General features: G+C 61.9%; 11 protein-coding genes. 8 read left to right on the forward strand and 3 right to left on the reverse strand.

Annotated features, from left to right (window positions below):
* Positions 1-11: 11 nt before the first annotated feature.
* A complete protein-coding gene (gene purE / locus LIY45_RS15535) occupies positions 12-503 on the reverse strand; it encodes a 5-(carboxyamino)imidazole ribonucleotide mutase (protein ID WP_003195648.1) in 492 nt (163 codons plus the stop codon).
* A gap of 381 nt (positions 504-884) precedes the next feature.
* Between purE and LIY45_RS15540 the strand changes: the two genes are divergently transcribed.
* On the forward strand, positions 885-1,520 hold the full coding sequence (locus tag LIY45_RS15540) for a hypothetical protein (RefSeq protein ID WP_226476834.1): 636 nt from the start codon (positions 885-887) through the stop codon (positions 1,518-1,520).
* Positions 1,521-1,584: 64 nt separating this feature from the next.
* On the opposite strand, the gene LIY45_RS15545 is transcribed toward LIY45_RS15540, so the two are convergent.
* Entirely contained in the window at positions 1,585-2,496 is a 912-nt protein-coding gene (locus tag LIY45_RS15545) for a LysR substrate-binding domain-containing protein (protein ID WP_226476835.1), read from the reverse strand.
* A gap of 181 nt (positions 2,497-2,677) precedes the next feature.
* Between LIY45_RS15545 and aspA the strand changes: the two genes are divergently transcribed.
* From aspA to LIY45_RS15580, 7 genes are all read left to right on the forward strand, one after another.
* On the forward strand, positions 2,678-4,102 hold the full coding sequence (aspA, locus tag LIY45_RS15550) for an aspartate ammonia-lyase (protein ID WP_003213415.1): 1,425 nt from the start codon (positions 2,678-2,680) through the stop codon (positions 4,100-4,102).
* Between the two features lie 390 nt (positions 4,103-4,492).
* Positions 4,493-5,944 (forward strand): alanine/glycine:cation symporter family protein, encoded by a 1,452-nt coding sequence (locus LIY45_RS15555; protein ID WP_003213417.1) that lies wholly within the window; start codon positions 4,493-4,495, stop codon positions 5,942-5,944.
* Positions 5,945-6,021: 77 nt separating this feature from the next.
* Positions 6,022-6,999, forward strand: a complete 978-nt coding sequence (locus tag LIY45_RS15560; RefSeq protein WP_226476836.1) for an asparaginase — start codon at positions 6,022-6,024, stop codon at positions 6,997-6,999.
* A 50-nt stretch (positions 7,000-7,049) separates the two neighbouring features.
* The gene (locus tag LIY45_RS15565) at positions 7,050-8,042 is read left to right on the forward strand and encodes an AraC family transcriptional regulator (RefSeq protein WP_017476763.1); all 993 of its coding nucleotides are present in this window, start codon (positions 7,050-7,052) and stop codon (positions 8,040-8,042) included.
* A gap of 155 nt (positions 8,043-8,197) precedes the next feature.
* The gene (locus tag LIY45_RS15570) at positions 8,198-9,232 is read left to right on the forward strand and encodes a histone deacetylase family protein (RefSeq protein WP_226476837.1); all 1,035 of its coding nucleotides are present in this window, start codon (positions 8,198-8,200) and stop codon (positions 9,230-9,232) included.
* Positions 9,229-10,320, forward strand: a complete 1,092-nt coding sequence (locus LIY45_RS15575) for a polyamine ABC transporter substrate-binding protein (RefSeq protein WP_226476838.1) — start codon at positions 9,229-9,231, stop codon at positions 10,318-10,320. Before LIY45_RS15570 ends, LIY45_RS15575 begins: the two co-directional genes overlap by 4 nt.
* 79 nt (positions 10,321-10,399) lie before the next feature.
* The gene (locus LIY45_RS15580) at positions 10,400-14,998 is read left to right on the forward strand and encodes a DUF6543 domain-containing protein (RefSeq protein WP_226476839.1); all 4,599 of its coding nucleotides are present in this window, start codon (positions 10,400-10,402) and stop codon (positions 14,996-14,998) included.
* On the opposite strand, the gene LIY45_RS15585 is transcribed toward LIY45_RS15580, so the two are convergent.
* Positions 14,958-16,505: a PLP-dependent aminotransferase family protein gene (locus LIY45_RS15585; RefSeq protein ID WP_226476840.1), complete on the reverse strand. Its 1,548-nt coding sequence runs from the start codon at positions 16,503-16,505 to the stop codon at positions 14,958-14,960. The genes LIY45_RS15580 and LIY45_RS15585 overlap by 41 nt on opposite strands.
* Between the last annotated feature and the right edge of the window lie 7 nt (positions 16,506-16,512).

The raw sequence follows: 16,512 nt of genomic DNA on the forward strand, positions 1-16,512 counted from the left end.
CGTCAACAACCTCAGGCAATGCGTGGGTCTGGATTGTCCAGGACGCTGTCTGTCTGTTCAGCACGGAATTTTTTCAGCACCGCGTGGAACTGCGGGTGCTTGGCACCGAGGATACTGGCGGACAGCAAGGCTGCGTTGATCGCGCCGGCCTTGCCGATCGCCAGGGTGGCCACCGGAATGCCGGCGGGCATCTGCACGATGGACAACAGCGAATCCACGCCCGAGAGCATCGACGACTGCACCGGCACGCCAAGTACTGGCAGGTGAGTCTTGGCCGCACACATGCCTGGCAGGTGAGCTGCACCGCCGGCACCGGCGATAATCACCTCGATGCCACGGGATTCTGCTTCATCGGCATACTGGAACAGCAAATCCGGAGTGCGGTGGGCGGAAACCACCTTCACTTCATAGGGAATGCCGAGTTTTTCCAGCATATCGGCGGTGTGGCTAAGGGTGGACCAATCGGACTTGGAGCCCATGATCACGCCAACCAATGCACTCATCGTCGTGCCTCTTCTCTCTGGGCGCCCGCAGGCGCGTCAAAAAACAACAAGCCACGCGGGAAAATCCGGCGTGGCTTGGTGTACGAATTAAGGCCGGTTGGACCGGCCGAAGGCCGCGCAGTATACCGTAATAACGCAGATAAACAGCCCCTGGGATGACCATCTGTCAGCGTGGGCCCGAACCTCGCCAGTTGACTCAAGAGTCAGGGACGCACAACGCCAAAAACCTCTATCGTTTATTAATTAAAGAAGTACGCCTTACTCGAAATATCCAGTAGTCAATTAAAGACCAAATTCATATTTGCTCACATGCCATCGTTTTACATCCAAGGGCAACCTTGATTTATTGGGAATCCTTATATAACCCGTGAGCCATGCACCATGAATATTCCAACCCGATCAGTGTTCGACTTTAGCCATGTAACTTCTATAAATAATGCTCCTCCAGCTGCCAAGCCCAAAGAGCCTATTTATATCGAAGTCATTCTGCATACTGATATAAAAGCTAGCGTTTCCGATAACAAACGCATGCAAAAAAATTTTGATGTAGCCAGAACTGAAATTGAGAACGCTACCGGAAGAAAGGTTGAGATAACCGTCAACAAAGACCCATTTATGCGTGACTTTGAATATAAAAAACCAGACAGCGCGCACGATGTTTTAGAAAAAAAAGTTGCCCAAATGCTAGCTAGCGACAGCAAAAACTTACCAACCGAAAAATCGTCCCGCCTTCACAAATATTTGTTTGTAACGCCGAAAGGTGTAAACGGCCATATCGGAATCGGTGCAGCAGATATGAAAACAGGCATTGCTTCATTGAAGGACGACCGAGGTATTGCCCACGCCATTGGTCATATGTTTGGTGCGACACATGACGACGGAGAGGTGAATTATGACGGTTGGTGGAACGACACCCTCATGAATGTCGATGCCGGCTCCCCCTTGCGCGGCAATGATTTTAGATACAGTGATAAGAACCGCGAGAATATCCGCAATCACTTGAACAAGTTCGCTTGATTCACTGTTGATCCGGCACGCTGTAAGGGGTGGTTGTCAGTACGCTGACTTTCACCCCTTTTTTTCAGGACGCCGAACCCGCCGCTCCACCTTCCAGCTTGCGCCACAACAACCGCACATTCGCCTTGCGCACCAACGCACAGCGATACAACCGGATCTCCAGCGGCACATGCCATTGCGGGCCGCCGCACACCACCAGTTCACCCCGGGCCAGCTCGGCGCGCACGCTCAACTGCGGCACCCAGGCAATGCCCAAGCCTTCGAGGGCCATGCTTTTCAGGCTGTCGGCCATGGCGGTTTCGTAAATCGTGGTGAAGCGCAGCGCCCGCTGACGCAGCAGCAGGTTTACCGAACGCCCCAGGAAGGCGCCGGCGCTGTAGGCCAGCAACGGCACACTGCCCTCGCCTTCCAGGTCGAACAACGGCTTGCCGTCGGCATCCGCGGCGCACACCGGCAGCATCTCGGTGTTGCCCAGGTGCAGCGACGGGAAGATTTCCGGGTCCATCTGCATGGCCGCATCCGGGTCGTAGAACGCCAGCATCAAATCGCAGCCGCCTTCACGCAAGGCATGCACGGCGTCGCCCACGTTGGTGGCGACCAACCGCGTGGCGATATTCAGCCCTTCGTTGCGCAACTGCGCGATCCAGCGTGGGAAGAAGCCCAACGCCAGGGAGTGCGCTGCCGCGACTTGCATGACCTCGCCCTGCCCGCCTTCCAGGTGATGGAGGTGGCGGAGCACTTCACCCAGTTGCTCGACCACGGTACGCGCGGTGACCAGGAACAGCTGCCCCGCCGCCGTCAGTTCGACCGGCGTGCGTGAGCGATTGACCAGGGTCAGCCCCAGCGCAGCCTCGAGGCTACGGATGCGCCGACTGAACGCCGGCTGGGTGACGAAGCGCCGCTCAGCCGCCTGGGAGAAACTGCGGGTGGCAGCCAGGGCGCTAAAGTCTTCCAGCCATTTGCTTTCAAGGTTCATCACATCCTCCCGGGGCACGCACCATTTTGGCACACACGTCCGTCATGGTAACGGGGTCACACCGACATTATGCCGTTTATGCATAGGCCAGTGTTTAACAGCATTGGCCCAAAATCTTGCGCAAGCCTAGCATTCACAGCGTTCCGGCCTAGCCCGGGTCCCTATCGAGATGATTTCCGTCATGTCCTCCGCTGCATCTTTCCGCACAGAAAAAGACCTGCTTGGCGTACTCGAAGTACCCGCTCAAGCGTATTACGGCATCCAGACCCTGCGAGCGGTGAATAACTTCCGTCTCTCGGGCGTTCCGATTTCGCATTACCCGAAATTGGTGGTCGGCCTGGCAATGGTCAAGCAGGCAGCTGCTGACGCCAACCGCGAGTTGGGCCAGCTCAGCGAAGCCAAGCACGCTGCCATCAGCGAAGCCTGTGCCCGTCTGATCCGCGGCGATTTCCACGAAGAGTTCGTGGTGGACATGATTCAAGGCGGCGCTGGCACTTCAACCAACATGAATGCCAACGAAGTCATCGCCAACATTGCGCTGGAGGCCATGGGCCACAGCAAGGGCGAATACCAATACCTGCACCCCAACAACGACGTGAACATGGCGCAGTCGACCAACGACGCCTACCCGACCGCGATCCGCCTGGGTCTGCTGCTGGGCCACGACGCGCTGTTGGCCAGCCTCGACAGCCTGATCCAGGCGTTCGCCGCCAAGGGTGAAGAATTCAGCCACGTCCTGAAGATGGGCCGTACCCAGCTGCAAGACGCCGTGCCGATGACCCTCGGCCAGGAATTCCGCGCCTTCGCCACCACCCTCGGTGAAGACCTGGCTCGCCTGAAGACACTGGCCCCTGAGCTGCTGACTGAAGTGAACCTGGGCGGCACCGCCATCGGCACCGGCATCAACGCCGACCCGCGTTACCAGGCCCTGGCCGTGCAACGCCTGGCAACCATCAGCGGCCAGCCGCTGGTACCGGCTGCCGACCTGATCGAAGCCACCTCCGACATGGGCGCGTTCGTGCTGTTCTCCGGCATGCTCAAGCGTACCGCGGTGAAACTGTCGAAGATCTGCAACGACCTGCGCCTGCTGTCCAGCGGCCCACGCACCGGCATCAACGAAATCAACCTGCCAGCGCGTCAGCCAGGCAGCTCGATCATGCCCGGCAAGGTTAACCCGGTCATCCCGGAAGCCGTGAACCAGGTAGCGTTCCAGATCATCGGTAACGACTTGGCACTGACCATCGCGGCCGAAGGCGGCCAGCTGCAACTGAACGTGATGGAGCCGCTGATCGCCTACAAGATCTTCGACTCGATCCGCCTGCTGCAACGCGCCATGGACATGCTGCGCGAGCACTGCATCGTCGGCATCACCGCCAACGAAGCCCGCTGCCGCGAACTGGTGGAGCACTCCATCGGCCTGGTCACCGCGCTGAACCCGTACATCGGCTATGAAAACGCCACCCGCATCGCCCGTATTGCCCTTGAAAGCGGCCGCGGCGTGCTGGAACTGGTGCGCGAAGAAGGCTTGCTCGACGACGCCATGCTCGACGACATCCTGCGCCCCGAAAACATGATCGCTCCACGCTTGGTCCCCTTGAAGGCCTAAGCGTTTGTTGCACCGCTCACCAGGTTGAGGGACTAGACACCTCTCACCTTTTGAGGGCCTGAAGGCTCGTTCTTCAGGCCCTTTTTTTTGCCTCAAGGTTGCGAAATGATGCCAATAAAAACGCCAAGATCGCCCCACAAAACCGCCTTGCCCGTAACGCCGTGGCTGAAACCTTTAATCGCCTCGTGCAGACGGATCACACACTCCTAGGTATAGTGCCGCCCCTCTTCGCGTCAGCGGTTGTCGGTAACGAGACCCTGGAAGCGCGAAACCGCATGAATAACAACACCCGCAAAAGGATTGGGGCGAAGCGTCGTGCACTGCCTGGTGCCGAGCGATGCGTCGGACCGTCCTGCGTTTGCCATTAGAAAAATCAGCGAGGAACACTCCATGCTAGAAGTCATCAACGACTTCCTCTCAGGGAAAGTATTGATCGTGCTCATTGTCGGGCTCGGTGGTTACTTCACGATCCGCTCGCGTTTCGTTCAGTTGCGTCACTTTTTCCACATGTTTTCGGTGTTTCGCGACAGCCTGAAAAGCAGCGCCGGCCAGCTCAGCTCGTTCCAGGCGCTGATGCTCAGCCTCGCCGGGCGCGTGGGTGCCGGTAACATCGCAGGCGTCGGCATTGCCGTGACCCTGGGTGGCCCGGGCGCCGTATTCTGGATGTGGGTCACCGCACTGGTGGGCATGTCTTCGAGCTTTATCGAGTGCTCCCTCGGCCAGCTCTACAAGCGCACCGACGCTGAAGGCACCTACCGTGGCGGCCCGGCGTATTACATCCAGCACGGCCTGCACAAACGCTGGCTGGGCATGGTGATGGCGTTCCTGCTGCTGGTGACTTTCGGCTTCGCCTTCAACGGCCTGCAAGCCCACGCCGTGACCCACTCGCTGAACAACGCATTTGGCCTCGACACCACCTACACCGGCCTGGCCCTGGCTGTGCTGCTGGGCCTGGTGTTCATCGGCGGGATCAAGCGTATCGCCTCGATCGCCGACCTGCTGGTGCCGGTCAAGACCCTGGTCTACATCGCGGTGACCCTGTACGTGATCGTGCTGCAATTCGACCACGTGCCGGCCATGCTCGCGACCATCGTCAAGAGCGCCTTCGGCCTCGACCAGGCCTTCGGTGGCCTGGTGGGCAGCGCGATCATCATGGGCGTGAAACGCGGCGTGTTCGCCAACGAAGCCGGCCTGGGCAGTGCGCCTAACGTGGCGGCAGTCGCTTCGGTAGAACACCCGATCGCCCAAGGCGTGGTGCAAGCGTTCAGCGTGTTCCTCGACACCTTCGTGATCTGCACCTGCACCGCGCTGCTGATCCTGCTCTCGGGCTTCTATACCCCGGGCTTTGAAGGCGACGGCATTGCCCTGACCCAGAACTCCCTGGCGGCGGTCGTGGGTGACTGGGGCCGGATGTTCATCTCGGTGGCCCTGGCGTTGTTCGTGTTCACCTCGATCATGTACAACTACTACCTCGGCGAGAGCAACCTGCGCTTCATCGTGGGCGACAACCGCAAGGTCCTGATGGGCTACCGCGCGCTGGTGCTGGTGCTGATTTTCTGGGGTTCCATCGAGAACCTGAGCACCGTGTTTGCCTTCGCCGACATCACCATGACCATGCTCGCGTTCGTCAACCTGTTTGCCCTGGCGTTCCTGTTCAAGATCGCCATGCGCATCCTGAATGACTACGACGGCCAGCGTGCTGCGGGCATCAAGACCCCGGTGTTTGATTCCAGCAAGTTCCCGGACCTGGACCTGGACCGCAAGGCCTGGCCGGCGAATCCGGTGAAGCCTGAGCCAGCCGCTCAAGCGACCGCAGAACTGAACGCTCAAGCGCAACGCTAAACCTAGATAGATGACACGCCGCCCGGCCTTGGGCATGCTCTGGGCCCGGCGGCGTTTTTCGTTCAGGAGATTCTTCAATGCAACCAGCCAACAACGTCATGGTGCTCTACACCGGCGGCACCATCGGCATGCAGGCCAGCGCCAACGGCCTGGCCCCCGCTTCGGGTTTTGAAGCGCGCATGAGCGAAGCCCTCGCCCAACTGAATATGCCAGCCTGGCGCTTTAGGGAAATGTCCCCGCTGATCGACAGTGCGAACATGACCCCCGCCTACTGGCAGCGCCTGCGCGCCGCCGTGATCGAGGCGGTGGACGAGGGTTGCGACGCCGTACTCGTGCTGCACGGCACCGACACCCTGGCCTACAGCGCGGCCGCCATGAGTTTCCAACTGCTGGGCCTGCCCGCACCGGTGCTGTTTACCGGCTCGATGTTGCCGGCCGGCGTGCCCGACAGTGATGCCTGGGAAAACGTCAGCGGTGCGCTGGCAGCCCTGGGCGAAGGCCTGATGCCGGGTGTGCAACTGTATTTCCACGGCGCGCTGATGGCCCCAACCCGCTGCGCAAAAATTCGCAGCTTTGGTCGCCACCCGTTTGCCGCGTTGCAGCGTAACGGCGGCGTGGCCAAGGCGGACATGATTCCGGCGGCGCTGCATTACCGCCAGGCCAAGGCGCTGGCCAATGTGGGCGTGCTGCCGTTGGTGCCGGGCATCGCCGCCGCGCAATTGGACGCGTTGATCGACAGCGGTATCCAGGCGCTGGTGCTGGAATGCTTCGGCAGCGGCACCGGGCCAAGCGACAACCCGCCGTTCCTCGCCAGCCTCCAGCGCGCGCAGGATAACGGCGTGGTCGTGGTGGCAATCACCCAATGCCATGAAGGCGGTGTGGAGCTGGATGTGTACGAAGCCGGTAGCCGCTTGCGGGGCGTGGGCGTGTTGTCGGGTGGCGGGATGACCCGTGAAGCGGTATTCGGCAAGCTCAATGCCTTGATCGGCGCCGGGCTGGACACCGCCGAAATCCGCCGCCTGGTCGAACTCGACCTGTGCGGCGAACTGAGCTGACCGGCATATAACTTGCTCCTCTTCCAGCCATCCCCTGGCTGGAAGCACCCATGCTGCACTCCCACCTCACCACCCTCAACGCCGTCTCGCTGGTGCTCAGCACCTTCAAGGCCGAAGGCCAACCCGCCGAGGCCTTGCTGGCCGGCAGCGGTATCTGCGCGGCGGACTTGAGCCGCGCCGACACCCGCATCACCACCAACCAGGAGATGCGCGTGTGCGCCAACGCCGTGGCCCTGCGCCGGGATATCGGCCTGGAGCTGGGCCGGCAAATGCACGTTTCTTCCTATGGCATGCTCGGTTACGCACTGCTCACCAGTGCCACCTTCGGTGACGCTTTGCGCCTGGCGCTGCGGTATCCGGCGCTGCTGGGAACACTTTTCGAGCTGGACCTGGAGGAAGACGGCACGCGCATCTGGTTCAGCGCCGCGGATTACCGGGAAAATCCGGCACTGGAAATATTCAACGTCGAACTCTGCCTGGCCTCGTTGAAGGTGATCTGCGACGACCTGCTGGGGCATGCCCTGCCGCTGCTGGGGGCGCGCTTTGAACACGACGCCCCGGATTACCGCGCGCGGTACGCCGAAAGCTTTGCCTGCCCGCTGCAATTCGGCGCCACCGCCAACGCGTTTGCCTTCGACCGAAACTGGCTGGACCAGCCCCTGCCTTTAGCCGACGCCGTCACCCACCAGGCCATGGCCGAGCGCTGCCGCAAGCAAAACACCGAGTTCACCGGGCGCCAGGCCTGGCTAGGCAAGATTCGCCACCTGCTCGCCAGCCAACTCAGCGCCGCGCCGGGCCTCGACGGCCTGGCCGAGCAGATGAACTGCTCCCCCCGCACGCTACGCCGGCATCTGCATGACTTGGGCTGCAGCTATCAGGAGTTGCTGGACGAGCTACGCTTCGAGCGGGCCAAACGGTTGCTGGGCGAGGATGAACTGCCCATTTACCGAATTGCCGAGGCGCTGGGCTTCAGCGAAACCGCGAGTTTCCGTCACGCCTTTGTGCGCTGGAGCGGCGTAGCACCCAGCCAGTTCCGCCCCTGAAGCCACTTGCTGGGGCGTGGCCGCGCCATTTCGGGGCGAATTGCGGTCACACACTTTGGCCATATTTATCCCATTTTGGCCGCTCCTGCCATTCTCATAAATCCCACCCGCCGCAAGACTGGACCTCACCGATTCAGCCTGCGGAGAACAACAATATGCTGACGATCTACTCGGACGATCACCACCTGCACCATGGCCGGTGCGAGTTGATGGACGGGCAACTGATGCCCTGTTTCGAAATGCCCTCCCGCGCCGACCATGTGTTGCAACGGGTCAAGGAGCGCGAGCTGGGCCTGGTGCAAGCGCCCGAGGACTTTGGCCTGGCGCCGCTGCAACGTATTCACAGCCCCGCGTACCTGGACTTCTTCAAAGGCGCCTGGCAACGCTGGACCGCGTTCGGCCAGGACGGAGACTTGCTGCCCTACACCTGGCCCGCCCGCACCTTGCGCCGAGTCATCCCCACCAGCCTGCACGGCCAGCTTGGCTATTACAGCTTCGACGGCGGCGCGCCGATCACCGCCGGTACCTGGCAGGCGGCCTACAGTGCGGCGCAAGTCGCACTCACCGCGCAACAGGCGATCCAGCAAGGCGCCCACAGTGCCTTCGCCCTGTGCCGCCCGCCCGGGCACCATGCCGCCAGCGACTTGATGGGCGGATATTGCTACCTGAACAACGCGGCCATCGCCGCCCAGGCGTTTCTCGACCAAGGCCACAAAAAGGTGGCCATCCTCGACGTGGACTACCACCACGGCAACGGTACCCAGTCGATTTTCTACGAGCGCAGCGATGTGCTGTTCACCTCGATCCATGGCCATCCGGAAGCGGAGTTTCCGTTCTTCCTGGGCTACGCCGACGAGTTGGGCGAAGGCGCCGGTGAAGGTTTCAACTTCAATTACCCGCTGCCCGCAGGTTCTGGCTGGGACCGTTGGAGTGCCGCCCTGGAGCAGGCGTGCGAGGAGATTGAACGCTATGGCGCCGATATCCTTGTGGTGTCGCTGGGCGTGGACACGTTCAAGGACGACCCGATCTCCCAGTTCAAACTGGACAGCCCCGACTACCTGGCGATGGGTGCGCGAATCGCCCGCCTCGGCAAACCGACGCTGTTCGTGATGGAAGGCGGCTACGCCGTGGCAGAAATCGGCATCAATGCCGTCAACGTTCTCGAAGGTTTTGAGGGATTCGCCCAATGAACAGGCTCAAGCATCTTGTCCTCTGCGCCGCCGTGCTGAGCGGGGCCGCGCACGCCGAAGAAAGAACCCTGCGGGTCTACAACTGGTTCGACTACATCACGCCCAAGGCCCTGGAAGATTTCAAGGCGCAGAACCCCAGCGTCAAGCTGGTCTACGACATCTTCGACACCAACGAGGCCCTGGAGGCCAAGCTGCTGACCGGCAACTCCGGCTATGACGTGGTGGTGCCGTCCAACGTGTTCCTGGCCAAACAGATCGAAGCCTCGGTGTTCCAGCCACTGGACCGCAGCAAACTGCCCAACTGGAACCACCTCGACCCCAAGCTGATGAAGCTGATCGAGGCCAACGACCCGGGTAACAAATTCGCCGTGCCTTACATGTACGGCACCATCCTGATCGGCTTCAACCCGGACAAGGTCAAGGCCGCGCTGGGGGCCAATGCCCCCGTGGACAGCTGGGACCTGATCTTCAACGTCGAGAACATCAGCAAGCTCAAGCAATGCGGGGTGGCGCTGCTGGATTCGCCGTCGGAGATCCTGCCCCTGGCCCTGCAACACCTGGGCCTGGACCCCAACAGCAGCAACCCCAAGGACTATGAAAAGGCCGAGGCCCTGCTGATGAAAATCCGCCCGTACATCACCTACTTCCACTCCTCCAAATACATGGCTGACATCGCCAACGGCGACATCTGCGTGGCAGTCGGTTATTCCGGCAGTTTCTCCCAGGCGGCCAACCGCGCCAAAGAGGCGAAGAACGGTGTGATCGTGGACATGCGCCTGCCCAAAGAAGGCGCGCCGATCTGGTTCGACATGCTCGCGATTCCCAAGGGTGCGAAAAACCCCGAGGACGCCTACACCTTCATCAACTACCTGCTGCAACCCGGCGTGATCGCGCCCATCAGTGATTTTGTCGGCTACCCCAACCCCAACAAGGACGCCACCTCGCTGGTCGACCCGGCGATCCGCAGCAACCCCAACCTGTACCCCACCGAAACGGCGATGGCCACGCTCTACACCTTGAAACCGCTGGGCCGCGATGCAGAACGCGCCAGGACCCGAGCCTGGACCAAGATCAAGTCCGGCACCTGAACGGCTAACTAACTACCGCCCGGGCCACCGGGCGGCTGGCTACTGTGGGGCGATCCCTTGTCTAGATGGATTGCCCCACATGCCCGACGCCCCCACGCCCAATGGCCCCCTCACCACCAACACCCTGATTACCCAACTGACCACCGGCCCCACCCTGCGCGATGTCGCCTGCAACGCGTTGCGCCCGGCCTTGAAAGAGCTGTATCCGCAACTGGACATCGACCCTGACCTTGCCGTGGTGGTGTCACCGTTGTGGCTGGCCAGGGACGGCGAGATTCTCCCCGGCCTGCCTCACTATGAGCCGCTCAGCGGGGCATTGGCCCGACACGCGATGACACGTACCCAGGCCACCTACTTCGACGGTGAACACTACCTGACCTACCGCTCCAACACCGGGCCGGATATTCAGCTGCCCGTGCGCATCGATGCCATCGGCCGGCTGATCAACGAACTCGCGCCGTTGCTGTTTATCGCGTTCCAGGAACAACAGCTGGATTACTGGAACCAGACCAACGGCCCCAACGGCACCCACTGGCAAGCCCTGGCCGTTGCCCTGCGCAGTATCTGGGACCTGGAGGGAGGCACCTGGGACGAAGACGAACGCGCCATGGCCAAGCTGGTGTACCAATACCCCGATTACGCCCTGCGCCTGCCCAACGACAAGTACCGCACCCGCACCTACCTGGTGGACGTGGATGTGAGCCGCAACGAACGGGTCGAACACCTTAACCTCACCGGCTTCGCGGTGCTGATCGGCACCCACGAGCAACAGACGATCATCCTCACCTACTCCCTGGGCAGCGGTTACGACAAATTCGACAGCTTGCAAGAACTGGGCAACTCCCTGAGCGGTCACGCCCTCAACCCGCAGGGCCTGCCACTGCACTGGAGATTGTTCGAACCGGAAGGGGATTTTTTCGAGCACCAGGCCTGCGTGCTGATCGGCATGCAGATCGACGCCATTGACCAGTTCAACGTCATCGACCCACAGATCGAGGCGACTGAAGATCCCCTGCAACGGGACTTCCTGCTGGACTTCAACCAACTGCCAGCACCCCACCAGGCCGGGCTGGAATGGATGCGCCAGGCACTGCCGAAGTGGCTGAAGGACGCCCCGCTTACCGACCTGTCGCTGTACAGCCGCGCCTTGCTGGACCTGGCGCAACTCAACACGCGCCAGGCCAGCCAGAGCTATCAGGACGGCATTGCGCCGATCCGCGATTACGCCCTGCAAGCCTTGCGCGAGCAAATGCTCAAGGACCATCCCGACGCCGCCCGGATCAACGTGCAGAAGATCAGAATTACCGTGACCAGCCTGGTGGTCACCGGGTTGTTCGTCGTGCCGGGACAGACAGAAACCGTGACATTCGACCTCGTCGAACTGGCCCTGCAAAACCTGATCGCCTTGCCACTGGGCAACAAATCCGTGAGCTACGAAAACGGCAACAGCGTGCCGACATGGATGACCGCCAGCTACCTGGAAGGCCTGATCAGCCGGGTGAACGTCGGCCAGCAATACCCGGCCCTGGTCAAACGCGTGCTGCTCGACGACCCGGTGCAAGCCGGTCGCCGCCAAACCCTCTACATCGCGCAACTGCGCCTGCAGTTGCCGCTGCTGGCCCTGCAACTCAAGATCCGCGGCCAGTTTGGCCTGGACGAACTGGGTTACCGCTATATCTGCGCGGTGATGTCCAGCGCGGTGGCGGAGCGGCGTGTCGACGGCCACCTGATTGTGATACGCCCGCTGGCTTTCGTCCCCACCCTGCGCATCACGCAGAGGGCCGACAAGGTCGACAACATGTTCGTCATCGGCCCCCAGGATGCCAAGGCAGGCCCATGCCTGCTCTATCAGCCGATGTCCAGCACGCCATTGATGCAGTTTGCCTCCCGAGCCAACCTGATCTACGCCATCAAACAGGACACACCGCTACGCCAAGCGGTGCTGGCCTGGCTGCCGGACGCGGCACGTTTCGGCTACGCCCAGTTCGTGTTCCCCGGCAGCCTGGCCTCTCCCTGGGTGTTGACCAAACTGCTGATCGAACCGTTGACCGCCGTGGTCATGAGCGGCCCGATTGTCTTGACCGATGAAGTCCTGGGCGGCGATTACCTGGCGAGCCTGTTCACCGCCAACGCCCAGGCACTGGTGACCCTGGCCGACCGCCAATCGGTGTCCAACGCCGAAGCGCGCTGGGAAAGTTTCAAACACGCCGGATGGCTGATCTTCAACGCCGCACTGCCCTTCCTCGGCAAGACCGTGGGCACGGCGGCCTGGATCGGCCAGTTGATGGATGACCTGGACCAGGCCGTCCAGGCCCATGAAGTGGGTGACAGCACCACCCAATGGTCGGCCTTGACCGATGTGTTCCTCAACCTGGGCATGGCCCTGGTGCTGCACATGGCCAACCGGCGCAAACCGCCCATGGAGCCCGCACCCCGCAAAGCCCTGCCCCGTGAAGAAAAGCCGCCGGTCGTCAGCGTAACCGTGACCCGGCAGGCCGATATCCAGACCGCGGAACTGCCCCTGGGCCATGAGTCGCCCATCCATTCCCTCGCCGCCTTGACGCGCAAGCCACTGAGCCTGAGAAAAACCCTCGAGAGCTTCGACGTGACCAAGCCCCAAGGGTTGGGTGCGCAGAACAACGAGACGGGCCCCCACCAGCATCTCTACCCGCTGGGTACCCACTGGTACGCCCCGGTGGGAGAGCGTTGGTTTGAGGTCACGGTGGATGAAAACGACAGCGTGATCATCATTGACCCCACGCAACCGAGCCGCCGCGGGCCTTTGCTGATCAACAACCGTCAGGGCCAGTGGTTTATCGACACCCGCCTGCGCCTGCGTGGCAGCGGCCTGCGCAGCCGGCTAAAACGCGGCCAGCGCCTGCGGCCCCCAAGGATTGCCGAACTGCGCGAACAACTGGACACCTTCGAAGGCCAACGCGGCCAGAAAGCCGCCGAACTGGACGTCGCCCGCGCCGCCAGCCGCGCCGCACCACCCGCCACGGCGCAGGTCGAGCGCGACGACTTTATCGCCAAGCTGCAAAAACGCCGGGAGGAATATGAAGTGCCCATCCGCCAGCTCAGGTCGCTGAACCTGCTGGACACCGTGCCGGATTACCCGGGACGGATGATCACTTACCTCAAACAGCAAATCCTGCTGACCCGAGCCGCCATCGACGAGTACATCGGCGACTTTCAGGCCCTGCTGCAAAGCCTCGGCCCGCAGCTGGAGAAGGACTCGCCCACCAGCGCCGAACATCGCCGCCTGGACAGCATGACCCGGCAACTGGCGGAACATCTGGAATACCTGCACTCACGTTTCAAGGAGCTGCAAAACCTCGGGGCTAACGGCCTCACGCTGGTGGAACAGACCCGGCAACACATGCCCAGCGTGCAACTCGATGACCTCAAGGCGTTTCGGGTGTCCATCTCACGCTTCCTGTGTGTACAGGAAGGCGAAGCCGGCGCCCTCAGCGATGCCAGGGGCGCCCTGAACCGGATTGCCGAGGCAGCCGACTTGACCATCCAGAGCTCGATTGAGGTGCAGGAAGCCCAGGGCACCACGACGCTGCACGAACGCATCGAAGCCCTGGATACGCTGGTGGACCAATTTGCCGTGATCAATCAGGACCTGCTCGACCTGCCAAGGGAGTACCCGGGGCAGATACTGACCGTGCCCCTGGAAGAAGTGCGCCAGCAAACCGACGAATTCGCCCAACGCACCGTGCAGCAACTGGCGGCGGCCTTGCGCGAGCGCAAAGCACTTGAGCCACGGCCGCACACCTCGGCCTCCAATCAGCCGCCCGCGCGCAAAATCATCAAGACCCGCTTCAAGGGTGTCGTCGTCGGCGAGCCACGACCCGATGAACCAAGCCTGGTGGATGTACGCGAGCCGCTCACGCAAAAAGTCATCGCCACCTTCCATGAGAAAACACCGGGGGTCTGGGTCAAACGCGAATCGCCACACCCCCAGGCAGCCCGCGCTCGCCGGCCGGGGCTGGCGGTGAGCATGAAAAATGGCCAGGCTTTGCTCGGTGACGTCGACCGCTTTATCGAGCGCACCAAGGGCCTGGCGAGCGAGAGCCAGCGGCTGCCAGTGGAAATCGAAGAAAAGGTGCATCGTCACGCGGAAAAGCTTGAGGAGGCCAGCCGCGCGATTGAACGGGCCTCGGTGGCCAGCAACGAGACAGACAACACCGCTCCCGCGGCCCTGAGCGGGCAACTCGACGAGGCGGTGAAAAAGCTCTACCGCGAAGGCCATCGGATCAAGCTGGAGATGCTCAAGAAACGCCCGCCCACCGCCGCGCATCTGCAACTGCTGTACGCTGATAATGAGATCACCATCGAACTCAGCGGCACCCGCCGCCGACTCAAGGGCCCGCGCAAGGACTTCCTGCAGGAGTACGAAATACGCGAGAAACAGAACAAACGGATTCTGTGGTACGCGCATTTTCACTACGCCGCGATGGATGCCATCGGAGAGGCCTACACCGCCGCGCACCTGAAAACCCTTGAACAACGCCGCCTGGGCGGCGCATTCGAGTCCCGGGGTGACGCATCAGAACAGGCCGGCATCGAAATTTACCGCAGCGAAATCGGCCCGCAACTGGCCAGGCGATTGTTCCTGGCTCCCGAAGCGCCTAGCCCCACGCCTGGGCCAAGCGGCTCAGCGCAAGGCTGATCTGCGCTTCGGGTACGGCGGCAAACCCCAGCACCAGGCCGGCGCGCTGGTCCGGCGGGGTGCTGGAGTCCGGCAGCCAATAGCTGCTCAGGCCATTGATTTCCACATCTGCCGCAGCGGCCTGTTCAATCAGTTGCCGCTCCCGCGCCACACTGTCCACCGAGACCGTCAAGTGCAGCCCTGCCGCCACCGCGGGCAGGCTGCCTACACCGGGAATATCCACAGGCCAGCCCGCCAGCAGCACATTGCGTCGGCTCAACGCCGCACGGCGCATGCGCCGCACATGCCGCTGGAAATGCCCGGCAGCCATGAATTCGGCCATTACCGCCTGGGTGCTGACTTCAGAGTGCCGCACATCCACCGCCCGGCGCCGGGCAAACCCCTCCACCAACTCGGTCGGCAATACCAGGTAACCCAGACGCAGTGCCGGGAACGCCACCTTGCCAAACGTGCCCACGTACAACACTCGGCCACTGCGGTCCAGGGCAGCCAAAGGTGCCAGGGGCGCGCCGCTGTAACGGTATTCGCCGTCATAGTCGTCCTCGACGATCCAGCCGCCCGTACGCTGGGCCCAAGCCAGCAATTCCAGGCGGCGGGCGAGGCTCATCACCACGCCGGTGGGGTATTGATGGGACGGCGTGACGTAAGCCAGGCGGCAACTGTCGAGGGCATTCAGGGCACGGCAGTCAATGCCCTCGCTGTCCACCGACACGCCGTGCAGCCGGCCACCTGCCACAGCGAAGGCATGGCCGGCGGCCCGGTACCCGGGGTTCTCGATCGCCACGCCGTCACCCGGCTCCACCAGCAGCTGTGCACAAAGGCTGATTGCCTGTTGCGCGCCACTGGTGATCACTATTTGTTCAGCCGTGCATTGCAGGCCTCGTGAACTGCGCAGATAAGCTGCGATCAGCCCTCGCAGGCGTTCTTCTCCCGCCGGGTCGCCGTAACACAGTTGCTGCAAGTCGGGCTTGCGCCAGAAAGCCGCATTCAGCTTGGCCCAGATCTCAAAAGGGAACAGGTCGAACGCCGGTACACCCACCCGAAACGCACGCGGCGGACCACTGGGCGGCAGGGCCAAATGATTGTTTTCCATGCGCGTCAAAGGGCCGCTGTGGATAACTTCTGCGGATGAAATCACCGGCAAATCCAGCCAGTTTGTGGATAACCCTGGGGATAAGCCTGTTGAAAACCCTGTGGATACTTTTGTGGATAGTTTTTTACCGGCGGTCGGGGTCTGCGGCAATTGCGCGACATAGGTGCCATCGCCCACACGCCCTTCGATAAAACCTTCGGCATACAACTGGTCATAGGCCCGTACCACGCTGTTGCGAGAAATCGACAAGGCCGCCGCCAGGTCACGGCTGGCCGGTAGCCGGGTGCCGCTGACCAGGCGCCCGTCCAGCACCCGCTGGCGCAAGGCCTGATAGAGCTGGCGCGTCAGGCCCTGGCGGCGGTCCAGTTCGATACCCGCAGGGTTAAACGACAGCGGCGGCTCAATGGGGGGCATGGGATTG

Origin of the sequence: Pseudomonas sp. MWU16-30323 (genome assembly GCF_020515595.1) — a bacterium.
Classification (GTDB): Bacteria; Pseudomonadota; Gammaproteobacteria; order Pseudomonadales; family Pseudomonadaceae; genus Aquipseudomonas; species Aquipseudomonas yamanorum.